The following is a 14,866-nucleotide window of genomic DNA, read 5'->3' as shown; positions in this document are numbered from 1 at the left end:
ATATAGAAACCATCAAACTACCTATAATTATTGCTTCAGTTAGACCCCATACCCCACAATAGTTTTACCATTTAATTTATGTTTATTAAATGCTATGTCAGATAGTTATCTCAAGAAAGGCGTATCGGCTGCATCAGGCACATTCACGACATTGTTCGGAGTGGACCTGATCACACAAACAGAACTTGTACAATCTGTCCTCGGTTCCGGCGATGTAACGGCCATTGTGGGTCTTGGACTCGCAGGCGTTGGTGGCGTAACCGTATGGCAGTTCGTGAAGGGATTCGTCCCAAGCGGCGGTGAATAATTCTGGTGATGAATCATGTTAGGAAATAACTCAACGATCAAGATCGGTGGAGTGCTGGCGGTAGTAGCTCTTGTAATGCTATCTGCCCCAGTCTCTGCTGCGTCTATGATCTTCCTCGATACAGGTACAGAATTCCAAAACAATGCAGGTGATACTGTTGGTAGTATAAATTACCCATCGACAGGATTAGAGCTGACAGAAGGCTCTACTGAAGCATACTACGAGACTACTTCAGTTTCTCTGTCGTCGTCAGTCAGTAACTACAACCTCGATTACAACGTGAGTAGCCTCAACACGAGTTCGGCTACTATCGGCGTCTATGATGCTTCTGACGGGACACTCATCAACGAGAAAACTCTGAGCGCAAGCGGATCTGGTCAGATTTCGTTCTCGTCCTCAGCATCCAACGTTTACCTCCGTGTCTCGGTCCCATCTGGATCGAGTGGAGCTACGACCGTAGTCGATTCACTTGACTTAGTTGAAAATCCCCCAACTGGGTCAATTGAAGTCACTGACGTAACAGACCAAGACGGTGCTTCTCTGTCATCGTTCGATGTGACCATTGAGGATTCTAATGGGAACGTAGTCGATGAGACTACCGGTGCTTCTGCTCCGTACACCGCTTCTGATCTGGAAACAGGGACGTATATGCTGTTCGTCACGTCAGATGGTTATGCGAATTCGACAGTCGAAGTCTCGGTAACGGAGAATTCAACAACATCTAAGACGATTTCTGTTACTGAGCAAGTCGGCACTGTCGAAGTCTCGGAAGTTACGAATTCCAACGGAACTGCAATCAATAGCTTCGACGTGACTATTGAGGATTCTAATGGAAACGTAGTCGATGAGGCCACTGGTGTTTCTGCTCCATACAGTGTCTCTGGACTTGATTCCACAGAAGATTACAACGTGACGGTCAATGCGACGGATTACGACCCAATCACGAAGACCCACAGCTTCGGTGCAGGTGGATCTGATTCACAGGCATACACGCTCTCAAACTCTACTGGATCGGTCAGTGTCACGGTTAACGACCCATCTGGTAGCGCATTATCTGATGCAACTGTCGAAGTTGTAGATTCTAGTGGTTCAGTCGTTCAGTCGGTTACATCTGATTCCTCAGGTGTTGCCTCTCTATCCAACATCGCTGTTGGTGACTACACGCTGGATGTACATCACCCAGATTACACAGACGTAACTGGTACTACAGTCAGTGTCTCCGACAGTACTACGACGAATAAGACAATCGCAGTTAAGGAATCTGGAGCAGTCGAAGTCACGGTTAACGGCCCTGACGGAAACGCTCTCGACTCTGCTACTGTCGAACTGGTAGATGCTGATGGAAACGTGGTCAATTCGATCATGTCCAACAGCAATGGTATCGCTTCATTCAGCAACCTCAACGCAGGCGACTACAATCTGAACGTCAAGCACACTGATTACCAGCCAACTGATAGCGTCTCTATCACCGTGAACAGTGGTGAAACAGCGACAGAGACGGTTCAGATAGAAGATTATCGGTCTTTCGACTTCAGCGTCGAGGATGCTGATGGCAACGCTGTGAGTAACGCTACTGTCGAGATCAAGCAGGATGGTAGTGTCGTAAACTCCGCTACAACGGGTGACGACGGTACTGTGACTGTCGGACAGATTGCTGATGGTACATACACCATCGCAGTGAATGGAATCGATTACAAGTCGGTCTCGAAGTCCGTGGAGATCAAGGCCGACGCTCAGATCTCTGCTGATCTAGTCTCGTCTGATTCCAGTGAGTCATCGTCCATGACTGTTGATCAGGAAACTGACGGTAGTGGCGGTGGATCTGGATCAGTTGGAGGAGGGCTAATCCCAGTCATCGTCGTATTCTCTTCGATGCTGACGATTGTCGGGTTCTTCCTTGCGATTAAAGAATAGACGCTAACCAACCGACCCAACTTTATTTCATACCTTATTTTCCACAACATATTTACCCCGATAATGACATTTATATGATGTAATGATTCCCGGAGGCCCCGAATTAATTGTAATCTTAGGTATCGCTGTTCTCCTCTTCGGAGCGAATAAAATCCCGGAATTGGCTCGCTCAGTGGGTCAAGCTACAGGAGAAATCAAAAAAGGACGCAAAGAAGCCGAGAAAGAACTTGACGAAATCAAAGGTGAATAAAATATGTCACAAACACAAGATACGGACGAGAAAGGCGTACAGGCACATAGACAGGTTGACGACGACGAGATATTCCGAATGAATCGTCGCCAGATGATGAAAACGACTGCTACAGTAACTGGCACGGCGATAGCTAGTGGTTCGATGGTTCATCCAGATTCCCCATTCTCTGCTGTAGAAGATGCAGAAGCACTGGGGATTGTAGGTGGTATTGCACTTGCATTTGTAGCGGGAGCAACGGCAACCGCAATCTCTGAAGAACTCGGTTGGACGGATCTTGACGACAGTAGCGAAGATGCTACGACGGATCAGGTTCATCGTAACGTCTATCAGAATTTCATCGGATACCAGAGTCAGCGGGAAGAACACGACCGTCTTCTCGATCTAGCTGTCGAATCTGCTGGTGAGCGTATTTGGGGTGATGCAGTACACCAAATCGCTACTGAACTGAACGACAAGCCAGAGAAGTCAGAGTCGCAGATCAAGGCTGATGCACGCCAGTTCATCCTTGACGAGTATGCGAAACTGGAGCAAGAAGCTATCTCAGCGATGAATGAGCAGTTCCGTGGTCTCGTGAATGCATTCCAGATCTTAGCTCAGTATGATGAACGAGACCAGCTCAGCAACATCATCAACATGAAGATTGGATGGGCAGACTTCGAACCCAAATCTGCCCAAGTATCCTTCGACAGCCCAAAATGGGAACTGATCGAAGACGGCGGAACAACAGTCGATTACACACCAACTCTGAATCCGCTTCCTGAAGGAGGTGCAGTAACTCAAGATGATCTCGTTTCGGATGACTACACGATGATCAACGGCGAGTCCGTCGAGAGAATTCGAGGATGGGCTAACGCAATCGACTTCTACGCAAATACAGCGACTACTTCTGATAATTCTGGTGAGGGTCTATCTTGGAAAGGGCCTCAAGGAAATACTACTATCAATTACGATGGTCATGGAGTCTACACCATCGATAACGTCATTATCAACGCTCCTTCAGATAGTTCGACTAACATCAACGTCCTGCCCATTGAACATCACATTAACCAGTTGAACGAATTAGAGAATGAAGCGAATTCGATGACTGCGACGGTAGGGGATTTCGTCAACGGACTCACGACACAGTACACTCGTGGGAATATTCCAGTGCAGGAGATCGTTCCAACCGCTACTCTCTGGGACGAGTATGACTACAAGGAGGGCTCTGCTCCGTTTAACGCTATGGCTATGTCTCAGCTTGACGTTAAGACTGATCTCACGGCTCCAATGAAGATCCGGGAGTACTCATCTACGAACTACGATCCAGAAGCATCTGGGAACGACCCAGATTCAGACGGAAAAGTGTATGAGGGCTACCTTGGCAACGTGGATAAAGAAGTCCAGAAGGGCAACTACTACTCACCTTCTGAGTTCTCGGATACAGTCAAGTTCGCCACCAACACGGGCGTCTATAATATTGATGGCAAGTTCAGAGTCGAGAAAATCACGCTCTACAAAGACGGCGAGAAACAGCAAGTAAAAACTGCTACTCCTGATTCTGATTACAAATTCAACCCGAGTCAGGCTGACCAGTGGGAGCAAGAGTATAACAACACTGAGGATGCTCGACAAGCTGCTACTGAGAATCCAGAAATCAACGTAAGCCTTGGTGGTGGAGTCGGCTCAGCCCTCGAAGGATTCGATATCACTCAGCTCTGGCCAGTCGCCCTAATTATAGGTGCAATAGGCGCTCTCTCCCAACTTGCGGGGGACAAATAATGGTGATCTACAATGCTACCAATACTACTCAAGCTGGTTCCCGGTCTATCTGGATTCCTCCTGAAGATCATCAAGATCGCCATCTTCGTCGGCTTGATCGTCGTCGGAATGATGTTGATGCCTGCCGATGTAATGGCGGCAGAAACAGCTACAGCAGGCGTTTCAGCAGCTTCTGTTAATTCCGCTGGAGAATACTTCCAACAGCAAGCTCCAGAAGGTTCAGATAGTGGTTCTGGCACGATTCCTGATTGGCTCACTGACTCTGAAGATGAGGAACAGGAATCTAACCCATGGCAGTCTGTTTTAGCTGATGACGAATGGACTGGTCTTGCTGTATATCACGTTGAATACGACTACGAGAACGACGTAGCGAAAGTATACGTCGAAGCCACGGACAGAGTTCAAATCACGGTCACTGACGGAACCCGAACTCAAACTGGTTTCCATAACAGAGTCACAACGACCCTCGATCCTGCCGAAGGTGAGACTGCTAGAGAAGTCATTGAGGTTCAGCTGTGGAAGACCTCTAACGAGCATATCTCAGTGGGTGCAGAAGACGAGCTATGGAGTCATTTCGGGAATAATTCCGATCTAAGAACGGATGAGTCGGTTCAATACCCGATTATCCTTGCTCCATTCGCTGGCGCTCTGGCTCTGATAATGGTTGTAGGACTCCACAAGTACAGTGCGAGATACAGAGAGTCGGCCAAGAATCCAATCAAAGGGTGATCTCCATGTCTGAACAAAACCAATCTACGTTCCGATATGTGTTCGACTCTATCCTGAGCGGTCTACGCAGGTTCAGGAATTGGTCGGTCTATATTGTACTTACCTATGGTCTGATGGCGATTCTATTCCTCTTTGGGGGGATCGGAATATTAGAGTTGATGAACATCAGTACAGGTATTCCAGAACCGTTAGTTCCGTATTGGATTCCATCGGGTGTGGCGGTATGGATCATCCTCCCAGTTGCTGAGATTGTCCGTCAGTACGTTGCTGATCCGCCTAGGGAACATCTCCATGAGGTAGATCCAGAAGTGGGTGATGCTGGACACAAAGAGTTGTACCCGAAACAGTGGGAAGACCTGACTGTAATTGACGAAGTGAGGGCTGATGACGGCTCTATTGTACAAATAGAGAAAGAGAAAAATGACCTTCACCCAATCGAAATCGACACTCGGGACGGTACTGTCCAAGGCTATGAGTGTGAACGATATGACTCTGATACAAATACGGCATATATCAGCTGGTTCGGTGTAGCAAAATCAGACGGGTCACGGATATCAGCGAGTAAGATTCGGCGGCACGAAGACTCTACAGAGTATCTGAAACACGAAGCAAGTGCGGAGAAAGACGTTCATCAGCGTCTTCGGAACCTCTATCCTGATCTTGTCGAGGACGCCGTTCACAACAGAATGAACTACTATATTCACGTTGTAGAGGGCGAACAAGTACCCGGTAAGAAGTCGATTCGCTCTATCATAAACAAGCGGATCAAAGCCTCTGAACTTCAGGAATACGTTGAGGAAGAGCCTGATTTCTCTGATCTAATCGATATGGATGATCCGTTCGAGGAGCAGTCTGATGCTCAGATGTACAAACAGATGATTGAGAGTGGGGGTGATGACGATGAGTAGTGATACTAGTTCGTCTCTGGACACAGAGGCGAAGATGTTCCTTGCGTCCGAGACACGGGAATACGCACAAGGGAGCTTAGATCACCAACTCGATCACGCTGATATCCGACGCCATGCAGGGATAGTTCAGGACGAAGAAGTAGAGGCCGTGATGAATGTTGCTGAAGAAGCGTATGAGCCACTAACAGATGGTATGCCGAACTCTTTCTGGGATACTGATTTCGCTCAGAAGATTCTCAAAAACCACGGAACTAAGACAGCTCGAAAAGCCCTGAATGCAGGGAATTTCGCATATCTGGACTACCTGACCGGGCTAACCAACTATGATCCAGATATCTCTGGCGTAAATACGCTGATGTGGATCATGAAGTGGTTGAGTCGGACTGCTTCGATGAATATCCTGAGTGGTCATATGGGTAGCGGAAAGACCGATATGGCTCTTCTCTTCGCCCAGATTTGGGTTCACTACTGGACTGTCGTTGAAGACTACGATGAGGACGAGATTGAGGTTCTGAGCAACATTACCAGCTGTCCACAGGTATACGAGGTAGAGTCTCAGTCGGAGCTTGTAGAGCGTCTTCAGCAAGACAAGAAGCAGCTAGTACTGATTGACGAAGCTTCCAGTAATTTCAGTGCAGGGACGAACCAGCACGACGTTGAGAAGCAATTCAAGCGGACGACTCGGATGATCAGAAAGAACGACGGCTATCTACTCCTAATCTCCCACAGAGAGGACGCAAAGGACGTTCACAAGGATATCCGAGTCCTTTCCGACCTCATCTACAAAGAGTCCCAGAAGACCGCAAAGATCTACGAAGGGCTTGACAATGAAGATCCGAAGCAAGTCCTCTCAGGCATCCCTCAGACGGATTGGGAGTACGATACGCTAGAGGAGTCGGAGTGGGAATGGGATCTCGATAACGACGATGAAGATGCCTCTTGGGACGATTTCTGGGGCCAGTGTCTCTTTGAGAAGGATAATGGCGAGCGTTGTGGGAACAAGAATGGACTCAATGCACACGGCTTCTGTGCGATCCATGACGATTCAAATCAGGCTGAAACAGTAGCAGAGAACGAGGAGGATATGATTGAATTCCTTCGAGAAACTGCACGCCGAGAAGCGAAAGAAGAAGACGAAGATCAATGGGTGTCAGAGGGTTAGCCCGATTTTCTTGGTTGAATCATCGACTTTGACGCTAATTCGTGGAGTAGAGGCGCTAGTGATGGGCTCTGGATGGGGTTTCGGGGTTTTGAGGTGTTTTCAACTCTGGTTTTACCACGATTCTACAAGTAGAGCCTCTGCTATACCTGTCTGGATGGGGTTTCGGTGATTTGCCCCGAAAACACCCTCTATATCGGGGTTATCTGAACCCCCTAAACACTGATATTGGGCAAGTAGAGTAGCCCGAAGTCCTCGATCTGTTCACGCCCACGTACACGAGCGCATTGGAGTAGGGGGGTGGGGTGGGTTACTTTGATAGCCAGTCAGAGTGTGAATTCTGTAGATAGAGTAGCCTAGCAAATATGTGGGTAGACTTCAACCTTGACTTATGAGCGAAGACGAGAGAGAAGACTTCTTCCACTTCTTACAGGATTCACTTGACGAAAGGGGAATTGATCCAGAGGAAGATACTGATGAATACTTCGAGTTTTCAAGCACATGTGTTTCTTCCTATATTGTCCGCTACGGTGGCGATTTTACTGAGGAGGAATTGGACTACTTCAGTATCATCTATCTGTGTGATATGATGTATGAAATAGAGGAAGACTATTTCGCAGCAGGTGAGGATGTAATTCGACAAGAGCCATTCGCTGACGACATTCAAGAATTAGCAACTGATATCAGCCGTCATTCAGTCCGGCAGCAAGTTGTTGTAGCATATCTGCTTTCATACGAACTCGCAAAGAGCATGATGAGTGGAATTCTTCCAGAAGTGCTAGACGATGATAAACGCACAGAAGAAGGCACGAACTTTTTCGTGAACCAATTCACCTCTTACGAAGACCGTCACAAGCTCCTGAATCACTTTGACGTGATCTCTGACGACGTGCAGAGTACGTTAGATGACATTGGGAGATATAGAGGAGCATTTGCCCATGATATAGAATCTCGGTTCACACTCAACGTGATCGACGACATTCAAGAAGAGCTGATAGAGTGTATGGCGGCGATCAATAGACTCTACGAACTCAAACACGGGTTTACTCCATTCAATGTTGAGATAGAGTCAGAGACTTAGGTTTAAGATAGTAGCTGGTTAACAAGTGGAATATGCCCTACTGTTCGAATTGCGGAGCTGAACACGACACGGGCGACTCATTCTGTGCAGAATGTGGTGCCGATCTCAACACACCAGATAAAGCCGAACTAGAATCAGAACCAGAACCTGAGACTGCCACATCGACGGCCAAGGAAACAGGGACCTGCGAGAAATGCGACTCAGAGATCTCGTTAGAGGCAGATAAGTGTCCTCAGTGTGGCTACGAACCTTCCTCGTCAGGAATTTTGGGAGGTATTTTGACTTGGATTTCGATGATGGTATTCGGTCTATTTGGTACACTCATTCTGATTGTCTGGGTTGTAGCGATTGGAACTGATTTCGGATTCACCGACGCCATCTATGTGACTGGGTTCTTCCTGTTCATTATGCTCATCCCCGGTGGCCTACTCTATGCGAAATTCAATCAGGAGTTGAAGACGCCTACAGGGGGAAAGAAGGACTGGAGAGAGGAGGTCTTTGGCGACGACTAAACTCACATTTCAACGTGCCGTGTGATAGAGAATCGGAATCGCTCGTGAGGAACCCAGTGTTCCATTCGTTCAGGTGTCCCGCCCTCGTCCTCATACTTCTCTGCTTTCTCAATTAGAATCTCTGCTAGCTCCTTCATGGGAACAGCTCCACCTCGTTCCTCGATCTCCTCGACAGCTTCACGGGTAACAGGGTGGGTTCGATCATCCATAGCGGATTGAATTTTGTATACTTCTCCTCCTGTCTCTTGTTCCAGATACGTGTTAACTCTATCAATAGTCTCGATGGAAGCCCTCTCCGTCCAGACAATCGTTTCAAGAAGTTCCTCATCAATGTCCAACTCTTCTTCTATACTAGACTTGATCGAAGATTGGCTGTACCCTTCTGTACTTTCCATATGGTCTTGTAACGTTTGAGCGATGATTCGAGCCTGCGTTTCAGTCACATCGTAATGTTCGTGGATGATCTCTGTCCGCTTTTCTACGTTGACTCGATCTTCTACTGCCCACTCTGGAATGTCGAACACACCAGCGGTCGATTCATCTGATTCCTCTTCGGTTTCCTCAGACCCACTACCGCCGAGAGCGTCTGAAACCTTGTCGAAGAGTCCCATAGTCCAGAGTGTGATTCCATATACACATTAACTTGGGGGAGTGGCTGACGAGTTTCGGATAATCCTGTATTTTCTGAAACTCAACCCAGAATAGACCCATCTACCCTACCCCTCAAGCCCACAGAGTCGTCTCGTATTTCGTCAATTCCTCAAACCGCCGAAACCCCTTTACTACATAAAATGTATTAGATAATTGTTATGACATTATTTGGAAATGACTCCGAAGTAAATTGGCTGAAGCATAGAATCGAGACAATACAGAGCGTTCGTGATGAAACAGGTTGCGACGATTGCGGCTATCCTCTATGGGCACACGGGAAAGAACGAGTGTACCCAGAATCTGGGCCTGCCGGTTCGTACCACTACGAATACAACTGTTCTGATATTAAAACGAAGGGTGATTCACATTGAGTAGTGAATCAGCGAGAGATATCACTAAAGGATCTCATGGGCAACACCAATATATCGAATTTGAGTGTCCTGAGTGCGGCGAGGAAAACCGGCGACTTACAGATCCATTCCCGACGTACACATTCAACTGTGAAAACAGAGAGTGTGAAGCTGAACTGGCCATCTGTGTGAACGTTATCTCAGATGGAGGTGATGAACAATGATAGAACAAATTATCATAGGACTTTCGTTGATCTTCATCCTGTTCTGTCTGCTGGTGATCGCCTTTTGTGTGGGGTATGCCTGTGCAACGCAAGATCACACGGACTTTCACTGGAGAGATAACGTCAATATCGGGTCTAACTCCCGTGATGACGATGTATAAAGAAGAAACTGACTCTGGTGGTTTCCGTTGCTGGCTACAGGAGGAAGAGCAACAACAGCTGGTCGAATACTACGACGACTACGAGCGAGAACTGGCCATCAAACTAATGCTCCAGTCAGGGCTTCGAGCCGATGAAGTGCCCAGAGTTACCGCCGACTGTATCCAAGATTCTGATGCTGAGTTTATGGTCCTCAAAGTACCCAAAGCGAAGAGAGGCTACAGAGAGACGTTCATTCCATCCGATCTCGCAACCGAGATACTGTCCATATACAAGGTGAAGGACGGTGTGAACATAGACGACCCAATCATCGACAAGACGGAAAGGACCATTCAGAACTGGGTATATGACGCTGCTGAGGATCTTGCTGAGAAGACTGCCAACGAAGACTGGTTGAATCTTAGCGCACACGATTGTAGGCGCACATGGGCTACAAAAATGATTCAGAGTGGTGTGACTGGAGACGTGGTAATGGATTGGGGGGGTTGGTCTGACTATCAAACATTTCGTGATCACTATTGGCGGCGTGATGACGAGCAAATACAGTCGAATCTGGAAGACGCTGGGTTGGCGTAGGCGGATTAACCCTCGGAAATCACCTGATTATCGATTATTCGGCGCCCCTACATCCGTTCCGAACACGTTATCCTCTGGCTCGATAGCGAACCGAACCCGACGATTATCGATAGTATCTGAATCGAATGGAATTAGTCCAAGATTGTTTGAAGATGTTGCTTCAATGTATAGCCAAGGATACTCTCCTAGTGTCTCTGGCCGAGAGTCTGGTCCAACATTATCCGAGATCTGCTCGATGAACTGGAAAGAGGGAGACTCAGGATCCTCAAGCGTAGAGAGATACCCGTCAGGGGATTCAGATTCAATCACGTCTTCTGGAACGGGGATACCAACTCCAAGGTGAGACGCATTTCTTCCACTACGGTCTAGCCATACAGTCCCACAGGTGTATCCAAGGTGATAAAGCAGCCAACACAGCTGGAAAGACATTCCCACACAATTCTCTGCGGGATCCTGCCAATATGCTTCAGGCAGATGGACAGGAGCATCACGGATGGAACCAGTGATAGCAGCATATTCTTGAGATTGAATCAGTCCCGCAGCTTTATCAATTCTACCAAAGTGGTTTTCAATCCCATAAGATGTCTGAGCCTCAACGATGAAATCAGCCATTTCTGTGTAGATTGGATTGTTGAGAACATCGTACTGGTTACGTCCATAATAATCATACTCCGAGGGCACATTACCCGTGAAAGTGAAGCTATTATAATAACTACCCACGTCATAGTCTTGCATCAGTTCATTAGACAGGTCTATATGGCTCTCTGGTAGTTCGATCTGTGACCCATGGAATGGAGCAGAGATAGGCTTATCATTATTCCTATAAAGATCATTATCTAGTTTATATGCTTCTCGGGAGAAAGGAACCTCTTCAGGGAGATCTGGTGCGGAAATATCGTTCCGCCCAGAGAAATTCATAATATATGAGTTCTCCTTGAGACCAGAAACAAAATCGTTCCTTGTCCAGTCACTAGATCCTCGGAAAACATTGTAAGAGGTGTCAGTAACAGCTGTTTCAATATCCCCATACTGTTCATAGTAGAACACACGCTCATCCATAGCCCATTCGGATTCTCCAGTATTATTGTTCGTGACTTTGAGCCTGAATCTCATCTGGCGATTCTTTGGTAGGTCTTCATACGATAGCTCGAATGTCTCATTAACCTGCTCGTATGGTGCGTTAGTCTTTTCAGCAACCTTTGTGAGAGTGACACTATTCCCTACAGGGAACTTGTCATACACAAACAGTTCGTAGGTGATCTCATCTTCAAAGTAAAGATTCGGATCACCGGGCGTCGTAGCGGGAACGAACAACGCACTCAGAGTGACAGTTCCATCGTCAGGGACACCATCGCCTTGAAGTTCGGCCACAGGCGGGAGCGTGTACTGCTGGGTATTCTCGTCTTCTGTAGCGGTCGGTGACTCAGTATCGGTCGAACCGCCCGGAATTCGGTCGGTAACTCCAGAACAGCCCGCAAGCCCTGAGAGAAGTACCGTTCCTCCAACCTCCAAAACTCGACGGCGAGACTTGTCAGACATTAATTGACACATTATAGCAGAGCGACTATTGTAATCACTTCCGGTCAGAGTGAACCCCTTTACTCTCTTCTACTATAACGTACATACGAGTATGATGGACAATATGTATATCAACGACGACAGCACAGCCTATTTTCTAAGTGAGGATCAAGACGTGGGTATAGTAATCCACGAAGAGGGCGGTGAAACCCTTCGAATCGGCGGTGAACAAGTTACATTCGGTCAGATCGAGGTAGCCTATTACATCAGCAATAACGAGCCTGTCAGTCGATCAGATCTCCATGAAGAATTCGACGCAGAGGAGTGGAGAGTCGATGATGTACTAGACAAACTGCACGATGCAGGGCAAGTGTACCAACCCACTGAAGGTGAATTCAAACTCGTGAACAACGCCCTAGAAGACTAATCCATCCGCTCCAAAATCTCATTCTCTAACGCCTTCCGAAACTCTATCTCGTGCGGAGTCACTTGCCCATGTATACTCTCCTCAGTTCGGAATTCCACTGTCTCTCTGTACTCTTTGATTAGCTCTTCATCGTCCATTTCAGATATTTCATTCATATTTCAAGTAAGGTTATATAAGTCTAAAAGTATTACTTATCCAACCGTTCTGCCTCCAAGTTCTTCATAGCGTGGCGGGCGTAGAAGTGCGCCAATACAGTATACGTGTGAACGCAGTACGACGACTCCCAACTCCATGTCTTGTACCCCCATTCATACAACCCGATTTCCTCATTCAAGTTCGCTTTCTGGCAAGTACAGCGGGCAAAGAGAGCAATTCCGTGCCTGATGCCTAGAGTGACTGTCTGATCGCCACACTCCCACACTTGGTAGTCATTCACCAAGGGTTCAGTCATTCAGGAATTCACCAATGTCCTGAATCGCCTCATCAAGACTGTCAGCCTCGCTCTCAACCCCTTCTAAAACCTCTCCAGAGTGCGTTTCTATGTGATACACGTATTCCTCTTCAAAGTCCTCTCTACTGTGAATGTGAACCTTAGAATCCTCGCTCTTGAACACAGACGAGAAAAACGGAGGATCGATATACAGCGAGTGGATGTTCATAGAGAATAGATCGGCAATATAGTCCATAGAGTCATTACTAGAATCGGCAGCAAACCTTCCGTTCAAGAGGGTCGCCTTCTGCCACATTTCATAAGACTCGTACCTCCAACGGTGTTGAACCTCGTCGTTCTTAACCAATAGAAGATCTCCGTGGTCGTAGGGTCGGAACCAACTAGAGCTGATCTCCCACTCCTCTTCTTCAGTTTCGTCCTCAGTCGTACTAAGAGAAGGCAGAGAAGGGATAATCGGAGCCGACACAACACCTTTGACGAAATCTCTTCTGCCTATCATTCGTTGTAGTTATCCTTAACCTGCTTCAGTTTCTGAGCGATACGAACCTGAGAGGAAGAAGCATACTCCCTATGATCCTCCCAAAGCTCATCCACATGAGTCACATAGGCCGTCCACTCAACTTCTTCTTCGGGTTCCCGTTTAATCGTCACCTCCAATCCATTGTCGTGAGCGAAGTGAGTACGGCTGTAAGAGCCGTTATAGATGGAGATCAGACGGTAATCGAAGAGGTTGACAATGTTCCCTCCATCAAGAGCTTCGATAGTCGGACTAACCCATTCGTTGTAGTGTTCAAATTCTGCCTCTACACCCTCATTTCTATCATGCAGATACCCAGTGTCGTCCTTACGACGCCACACACCCCGGACAGTCCATTCTTCGTCCTCCGTGTCCTGACCATCAAATTCAGGAATCGAAGGAGTGAGCGGTACAGCAGCAATCGCTTTGAGGTACTTTCTACGGTTCATGAATTCTGGTAGTTGATCTCCAAGAGGTAGTTGCGAAGCCTGTTCAGTTTCTGGACTCTCTCAGGGTGGGTCGTGTTCTCTTTCGCCCTCTCAATCTGACCCATGCGCTCCTCGATCTCCTGTGGAGTAGTGTTGGCCAGAGGATTCAGATGAACACCAGCTGAATGGAAGATGTTCTGATATGCCGAAATACCGTCATTGAAGTTCTGAACAGCATCAGACTGCATTCGAGACACCTCCATCGTTGTCGCTGGAGTCGTTGACCTCAGGGTCCACCGGCTCAGTGATGGAGTCGTACACTGCATACACTTCCATCAGCTCTCGAACCGCCTGACGAGCGTGCAAGACCTTCGCTCGCTCCTCCTTGTCGGTAGGCCGCCTCTCTGAGATTTTATCGTAGAGACGTTTCAGTTCGCCATCCTGCTTTCTAACCTGCTCTAGACTGGGCTCGTCGGGGAACAAGTAGAGATCCCACCCCTCACGATTCACTCTTCGAATCCAATCGTTAGCGTGTTCGACCTTCTGCGAGACCTGCATTCGGGTGACTTGGTGAGGCAAGGTCTCGTTCTCTTCCTCCAACTTCTCGTCTTCGTCGTTGGAATCACTGAAGAGCCCCATAATCAGTCATCACCGAACAGGTGTCCGTGCAGAGTCTGCTCCTCAAGTTCTTGATACTCTCCGACTAGAGCCTGTTTCATCAACCCGTCCATCTGGTCAGAGAACAACTCTAACAGCTCGCCCATATCCGTGTCCTCGGAAGAACCCTTGATGTGAAGGTCGTAAGCCCGAATCTCCAGCTGATTGCGGCCCTGATTCTCTTCCTCCAACCTCTCTACTTTCTCCTCTAAATCTTCTACCTGTTCTTCTAAGCTGTCGTCGGTGGTGTCGGAATCAGGCACTGAGGAAAACCTCTACCTCTCTAT

The 14,866-nt window shown here is 47.7% G+C and carries 19 protein-coding genes; 11 read left to right on the top strand and 8 right to left on the bottom strand.

Annotated features, from left to right (window positions below; genetic code table 11):
* Positions 1 to 94: 94 nt before the first annotated feature.
* The 9 genes from ACQUSM_RS05695 to ACQUSM_RS05655 all read left to right on the top strand — a co-directional run bounded on the left by ACQUSM_RS05695 (position 95) and on the right by ACQUSM_RS05655 (position 8,621).
* Positions 95 to 307 carry a hypothetical protein gene (locus tag ACQUSM_RS05695; protein WP_435116611.1) on the top strand — a complete coding sequence of 71 codons (213 nt, stop codon included), beginning with the start codon at positions 95 to 97 and terminating at the stop codon, positions 305 to 307.
* A gap of 15 nt (positions 308 to 322) precedes the next feature.
* On the top strand, positions 323 to 2,221 hold the full coding sequence (locus ACQUSM_RS05690; protein WP_435116609.1) for an MSCRAMM family protein: 1,899 nt from the start codon (positions 323 to 325) through the stop codon (positions 2,219 to 2,221).
* An 82-nt stretch (positions 2,222 to 2,303) separates the two neighbouring features.
* The gene (locus ACQUSM_RS05685; RefSeq protein WP_435116607.1) at positions 2,304 to 2,471 is read left to right on the top strand and encodes a Sec-independent protein translocase subunit TatA/TatB; all 168 of its coding nucleotides are present in this window, start codon (positions 2,304 to 2,306) and stop codon (positions 2,469 to 2,471) included.
* Positions 2,472 to 2,474: 3 nt separating this feature from the next.
* Positions 2,475 to 4,232, top strand: a complete 1,758-nt coding sequence (locus ACQUSM_RS05680) for a hypothetical protein (RefSeq protein ID WP_435116605.1) — start codon at positions 2,475 to 2,477, stop codon at positions 4,230 to 4,232.
* Between the two features lie 12 nt (positions 4,233 to 4,244).
* Positions 4,245 to 4,961: a hypothetical protein gene (locus ACQUSM_RS05675; RefSeq protein ID WP_435116603.1), complete on the top strand. Its 717-nt coding sequence runs from the start codon at positions 4,245 to 4,247 to the stop codon at positions 4,959 to 4,961.
* A 158-nt stretch (positions 4,962 to 5,119) separates the two neighbouring features.
* On the top strand, positions 5,120 to 5,869 hold the full coding sequence (locus tag ACQUSM_RS05670) for a hypothetical protein (protein ID WP_435116601.1): 750 nt from the start codon (positions 5,120 to 5,122) through the stop codon (positions 5,867 to 5,869).
* Complete coding sequence (locus tag ACQUSM_RS05665; protein WP_435116599.1) at positions 5,862 to 7,031, top strand: hypothetical protein; 1,170 nt, start codon at positions 5,862 to 5,864, stop codon at positions 7,029 to 7,031. The genes ACQUSM_RS05670 and ACQUSM_RS05665 overlap by 8 nt, the downstream gene beginning before the upstream one ends.
* 388 nt (positions 7,032 to 7,419) lie before the next feature.
* Entirely contained in the window at positions 7,420 to 8,109 is a 690-nt protein-coding gene (locus ACQUSM_RS05660) for a hypothetical protein (protein ID WP_435116597.1), read from the top strand.
* Positions 8,110 to 8,141: 32 nt separating this feature from the next.
* The gene (locus tag ACQUSM_RS05655) at positions 8,142 to 8,621 is read left to right on the top strand and encodes a zinc-ribbon domain-containing protein (RefSeq protein ID WP_435116595.1); all 480 of its coding nucleotides are present in this window, start codon (positions 8,142 to 8,144) and stop codon (positions 8,619 to 8,621) included.
* A gap of 2 nt (positions 8,622 to 8,623) precedes the next feature.
* Here ACQUSM_RS05655 and ACQUSM_RS05650 read toward each other — a convergent pair whose 3' ends face one another.
* A complete protein-coding gene (locus tag ACQUSM_RS05650; protein WP_435116593.1) occupies positions 8,624 to 9,232 on the bottom strand; it encodes a hypothetical protein in 609 nt (202 codons plus the stop codon).
* A gap of 695 nt (positions 9,233 to 9,927) precedes the next feature.
* Here ACQUSM_RS05650 and ACQUSM_RS05645 point away from each other — a divergent pair.
* The gene (locus ACQUSM_RS05645; protein WP_435116591.1) at positions 9,928 to 10,581 is read left to right on the top strand and encodes a site-specific integrase; all 654 of its coding nucleotides are present in this window, start codon (positions 9,928 to 9,930) and stop codon (positions 10,579 to 10,581) included.
* A 27-nt stretch (positions 10,582 to 10,608) separates the two neighbouring features.
* Here ACQUSM_RS05645 and ACQUSM_RS05640 read toward each other — a convergent pair whose 3' ends face one another.
* Entirely contained in the window at positions 10,609 to 12,120 is a 1,512-nt protein-coding gene (locus ACQUSM_RS05640; protein ID WP_435116589.1) for a hypothetical protein, read from the bottom strand.
* A gap of 91 nt (positions 12,121 to 12,211) precedes the next feature.
* Between ACQUSM_RS05640 and ACQUSM_RS05635 the strand changes: the two genes are divergently transcribed.
* Complete coding sequence (locus ACQUSM_RS05635; RefSeq protein WP_435116587.1) at positions 12,212 to 12,526, top strand: hypothetical protein; 315 nt, start codon at positions 12,212 to 12,214, stop codon at positions 12,524 to 12,526.
* On the opposite strand, the gene ACQUSM_RS05630 is transcribed toward ACQUSM_RS05635, so the two are convergent.
* The 6 genes from ACQUSM_RS05630 to ACQUSM_RS05605 form a co-directional block, all read right to left on the bottom strand.
* Positions 12,523 to 12,681 carry a hypothetical protein gene (locus tag ACQUSM_RS05630; protein WP_435116585.1) on the bottom strand — a complete coding sequence of 53 codons (159 nt, stop codon included), beginning with the start codon at positions 12,679 to 12,681 and terminating at the stop codon, positions 12,523 to 12,525. The genes ACQUSM_RS05635 and ACQUSM_RS05630 overlap by 4 nt on opposite strands.
* Before the next feature lie 288 nt (positions 12,682 to 12,969).
* Complete coding sequence (locus tag ACQUSM_RS05625; RefSeq protein ID WP_435116583.1) at positions 12,970 to 13,476, bottom strand: hypothetical protein; 507 nt, start codon at positions 13,474 to 13,476, stop codon at positions 12,970 to 12,972.
* Positions 13,473 to 13,943, bottom strand: coding sequence for a hypothetical protein (locus tag ACQUSM_RS05620; protein WP_435116581.1), 471 nt, complete (start codon positions 13,941 to 13,943; stop codon positions 13,473 to 13,475). Before ACQUSM_RS05620 ends, ACQUSM_RS05625 begins: the two co-directional genes overlap by 4 nt.
* On the bottom strand, positions 13,940 to 14,170 hold the full coding sequence (locus tag ACQUSM_RS05615; protein ID WP_435116579.1) for a hypothetical protein: 231 nt from the start codon (positions 14,168 to 14,170) through the stop codon (positions 13,940 to 13,942). Before ACQUSM_RS05615 ends, ACQUSM_RS05620 begins: the two co-directional genes overlap by 4 nt.
* A complete protein-coding gene (locus ACQUSM_RS05610) occupies positions 14,160 to 14,561 on the bottom strand; it encodes a hypothetical protein (RefSeq protein WP_435116577.1) in 402 nt (133 codons plus the stop codon). The genes ACQUSM_RS05615 and ACQUSM_RS05610 overlap by 11 nt, the downstream gene beginning before the upstream one ends.
* A gap of 2 nt (positions 14,562 to 14,563) precedes the next feature.
* Entirely contained in the window at positions 14,564 to 14,842 is a 279-nt protein-coding gene (locus ACQUSM_RS05605; RefSeq protein WP_435116575.1) for a hypothetical protein, read from the bottom strand.
* Positions 14,843 to 14,866: the final 24 nt, after the last annotated feature.

It is taken from the genome of Halolamina sp. C58, assembly GCF_051195095.1.
Classification (GTDB): domain Archaea; phylum Halobacteriota; class Halobacteria; order Halobacteriales; family Haloferacaceae; genus Halolamina.
Note: the sequence above shows the minus strand (reverse complement) of the source record. Positions and strands in the feature narration are given on the sequence as shown.

Bases quoted from the DNA above. Each gene is read 5' to 3' on its own strand.
- ACQUSM_RS05695 (WP_435116611.1), top strand. From the start codon at position 95: ATGTCAGATAGTTATCTCAAGAAAGGCGTATCGGCTGCATCAGGCACA.
- ACQUSM_RS05690 (WP_435116609.1), top strand. From the start codon at position 323: ATGTTAGGAAATAACTCAACGATCAAGATCGGTGGAGTGCTGGCGGTA.
- ACQUSM_RS05685 (WP_435116607.1), top strand. From the start codon at position 2,304: ATGATTCCCGGAGGCCCCGAATTAATTGTAATCTTAGGTATCGCTGTT.
- ACQUSM_RS05680 (WP_435116605.1), top strand. From the start codon at position 2,475: ATGTCACAAACACAAGATACGGACGAGAAAGGCGTACAGGCACATAGA.
- ACQUSM_RS05675 (WP_435116603.1), top strand. From the start codon at position 4,245: ATGCTACCAATACTACTCAAGCTGGTTCCCGGTCTATCTGGATTCCTC.
- ACQUSM_RS05670 (WP_435116601.1), top strand. From the start codon at position 5,120: ATGAACATCAGTACAGGTATTCCAGAACCGTTAGTTCCGTATTGGATT.
- ACQUSM_RS05665 (WP_435116599.1), top strand. From the start codon at position 5,862: ATGAGTAGTGATACTAGTTCGTCTCTGGACACAGAGGCGAAGATGTTC.
- ACQUSM_RS05660 (WP_435116597.1), top strand. From the start codon at position 7,420: ATGAGCGAAGACGAGAGAGAAGACTTCTTCCACTTCTTACAGGATTCA.
- ACQUSM_RS05655 (WP_435116595.1), top strand. From the start codon at position 8,142: ATGCCCTACTGTTCGAATTGCGGAGCTGAACACGACACGGGCGACTCA.
- ACQUSM_RS05650 (WP_435116593.1), bottom strand. From the start codon at position 9,232: ATGGGACTCTTCGACAAGGTTTCAGACGCTCTCGGCGGTAGTGGGTCT.
- ACQUSM_RS05640 (WP_435116589.1), bottom strand. From the start codon at position 12,120: ATGTCTGACAAGTCTCGCCGTCGAGTTTTGGAGGTTGGAGGAACGGTA.
- ACQUSM_RS05635 (WP_435116587.1), top strand. From the start codon at position 12,212: ATGATGGACAATATGTATATCAACGACGACAGCACAGCCTATTTTCTA.
- ACQUSM_RS05630 (WP_435116585.1), bottom strand. From the start codon at position 12,681: ATGAATGAAATATCTGAAATGGACGATGAAGAGCTAATCAAAGAGTAC.
- ACQUSM_RS05625 (WP_435116583.1), bottom strand. From the start codon at position 13,476: ATGATAGGCAGAAGAGATTTCGTCAAAGGTGTTGTGTCGGCTCCGATT.
- ACQUSM_RS05620 (WP_435116581.1), bottom strand. From the start codon at position 13,943: ATGAACCGTAGAAAGTACCTCAAAGCGATTGCTGCTGTACCGCTCACT.
- ACQUSM_RS05615 (WP_435116579.1), bottom strand. From the start codon at position 14,170: ATGCAGTCTGATGCTGTTCAGAACTTCAATGACGGTATTTCGGCATAT.
- ACQUSM_RS05610 (WP_435116577.1), bottom strand. From the start codon at position 14,561: ATGGGGCTCTTCAGTGATTCCAACGACGAAGACGAGAAGTTGGAGGAA.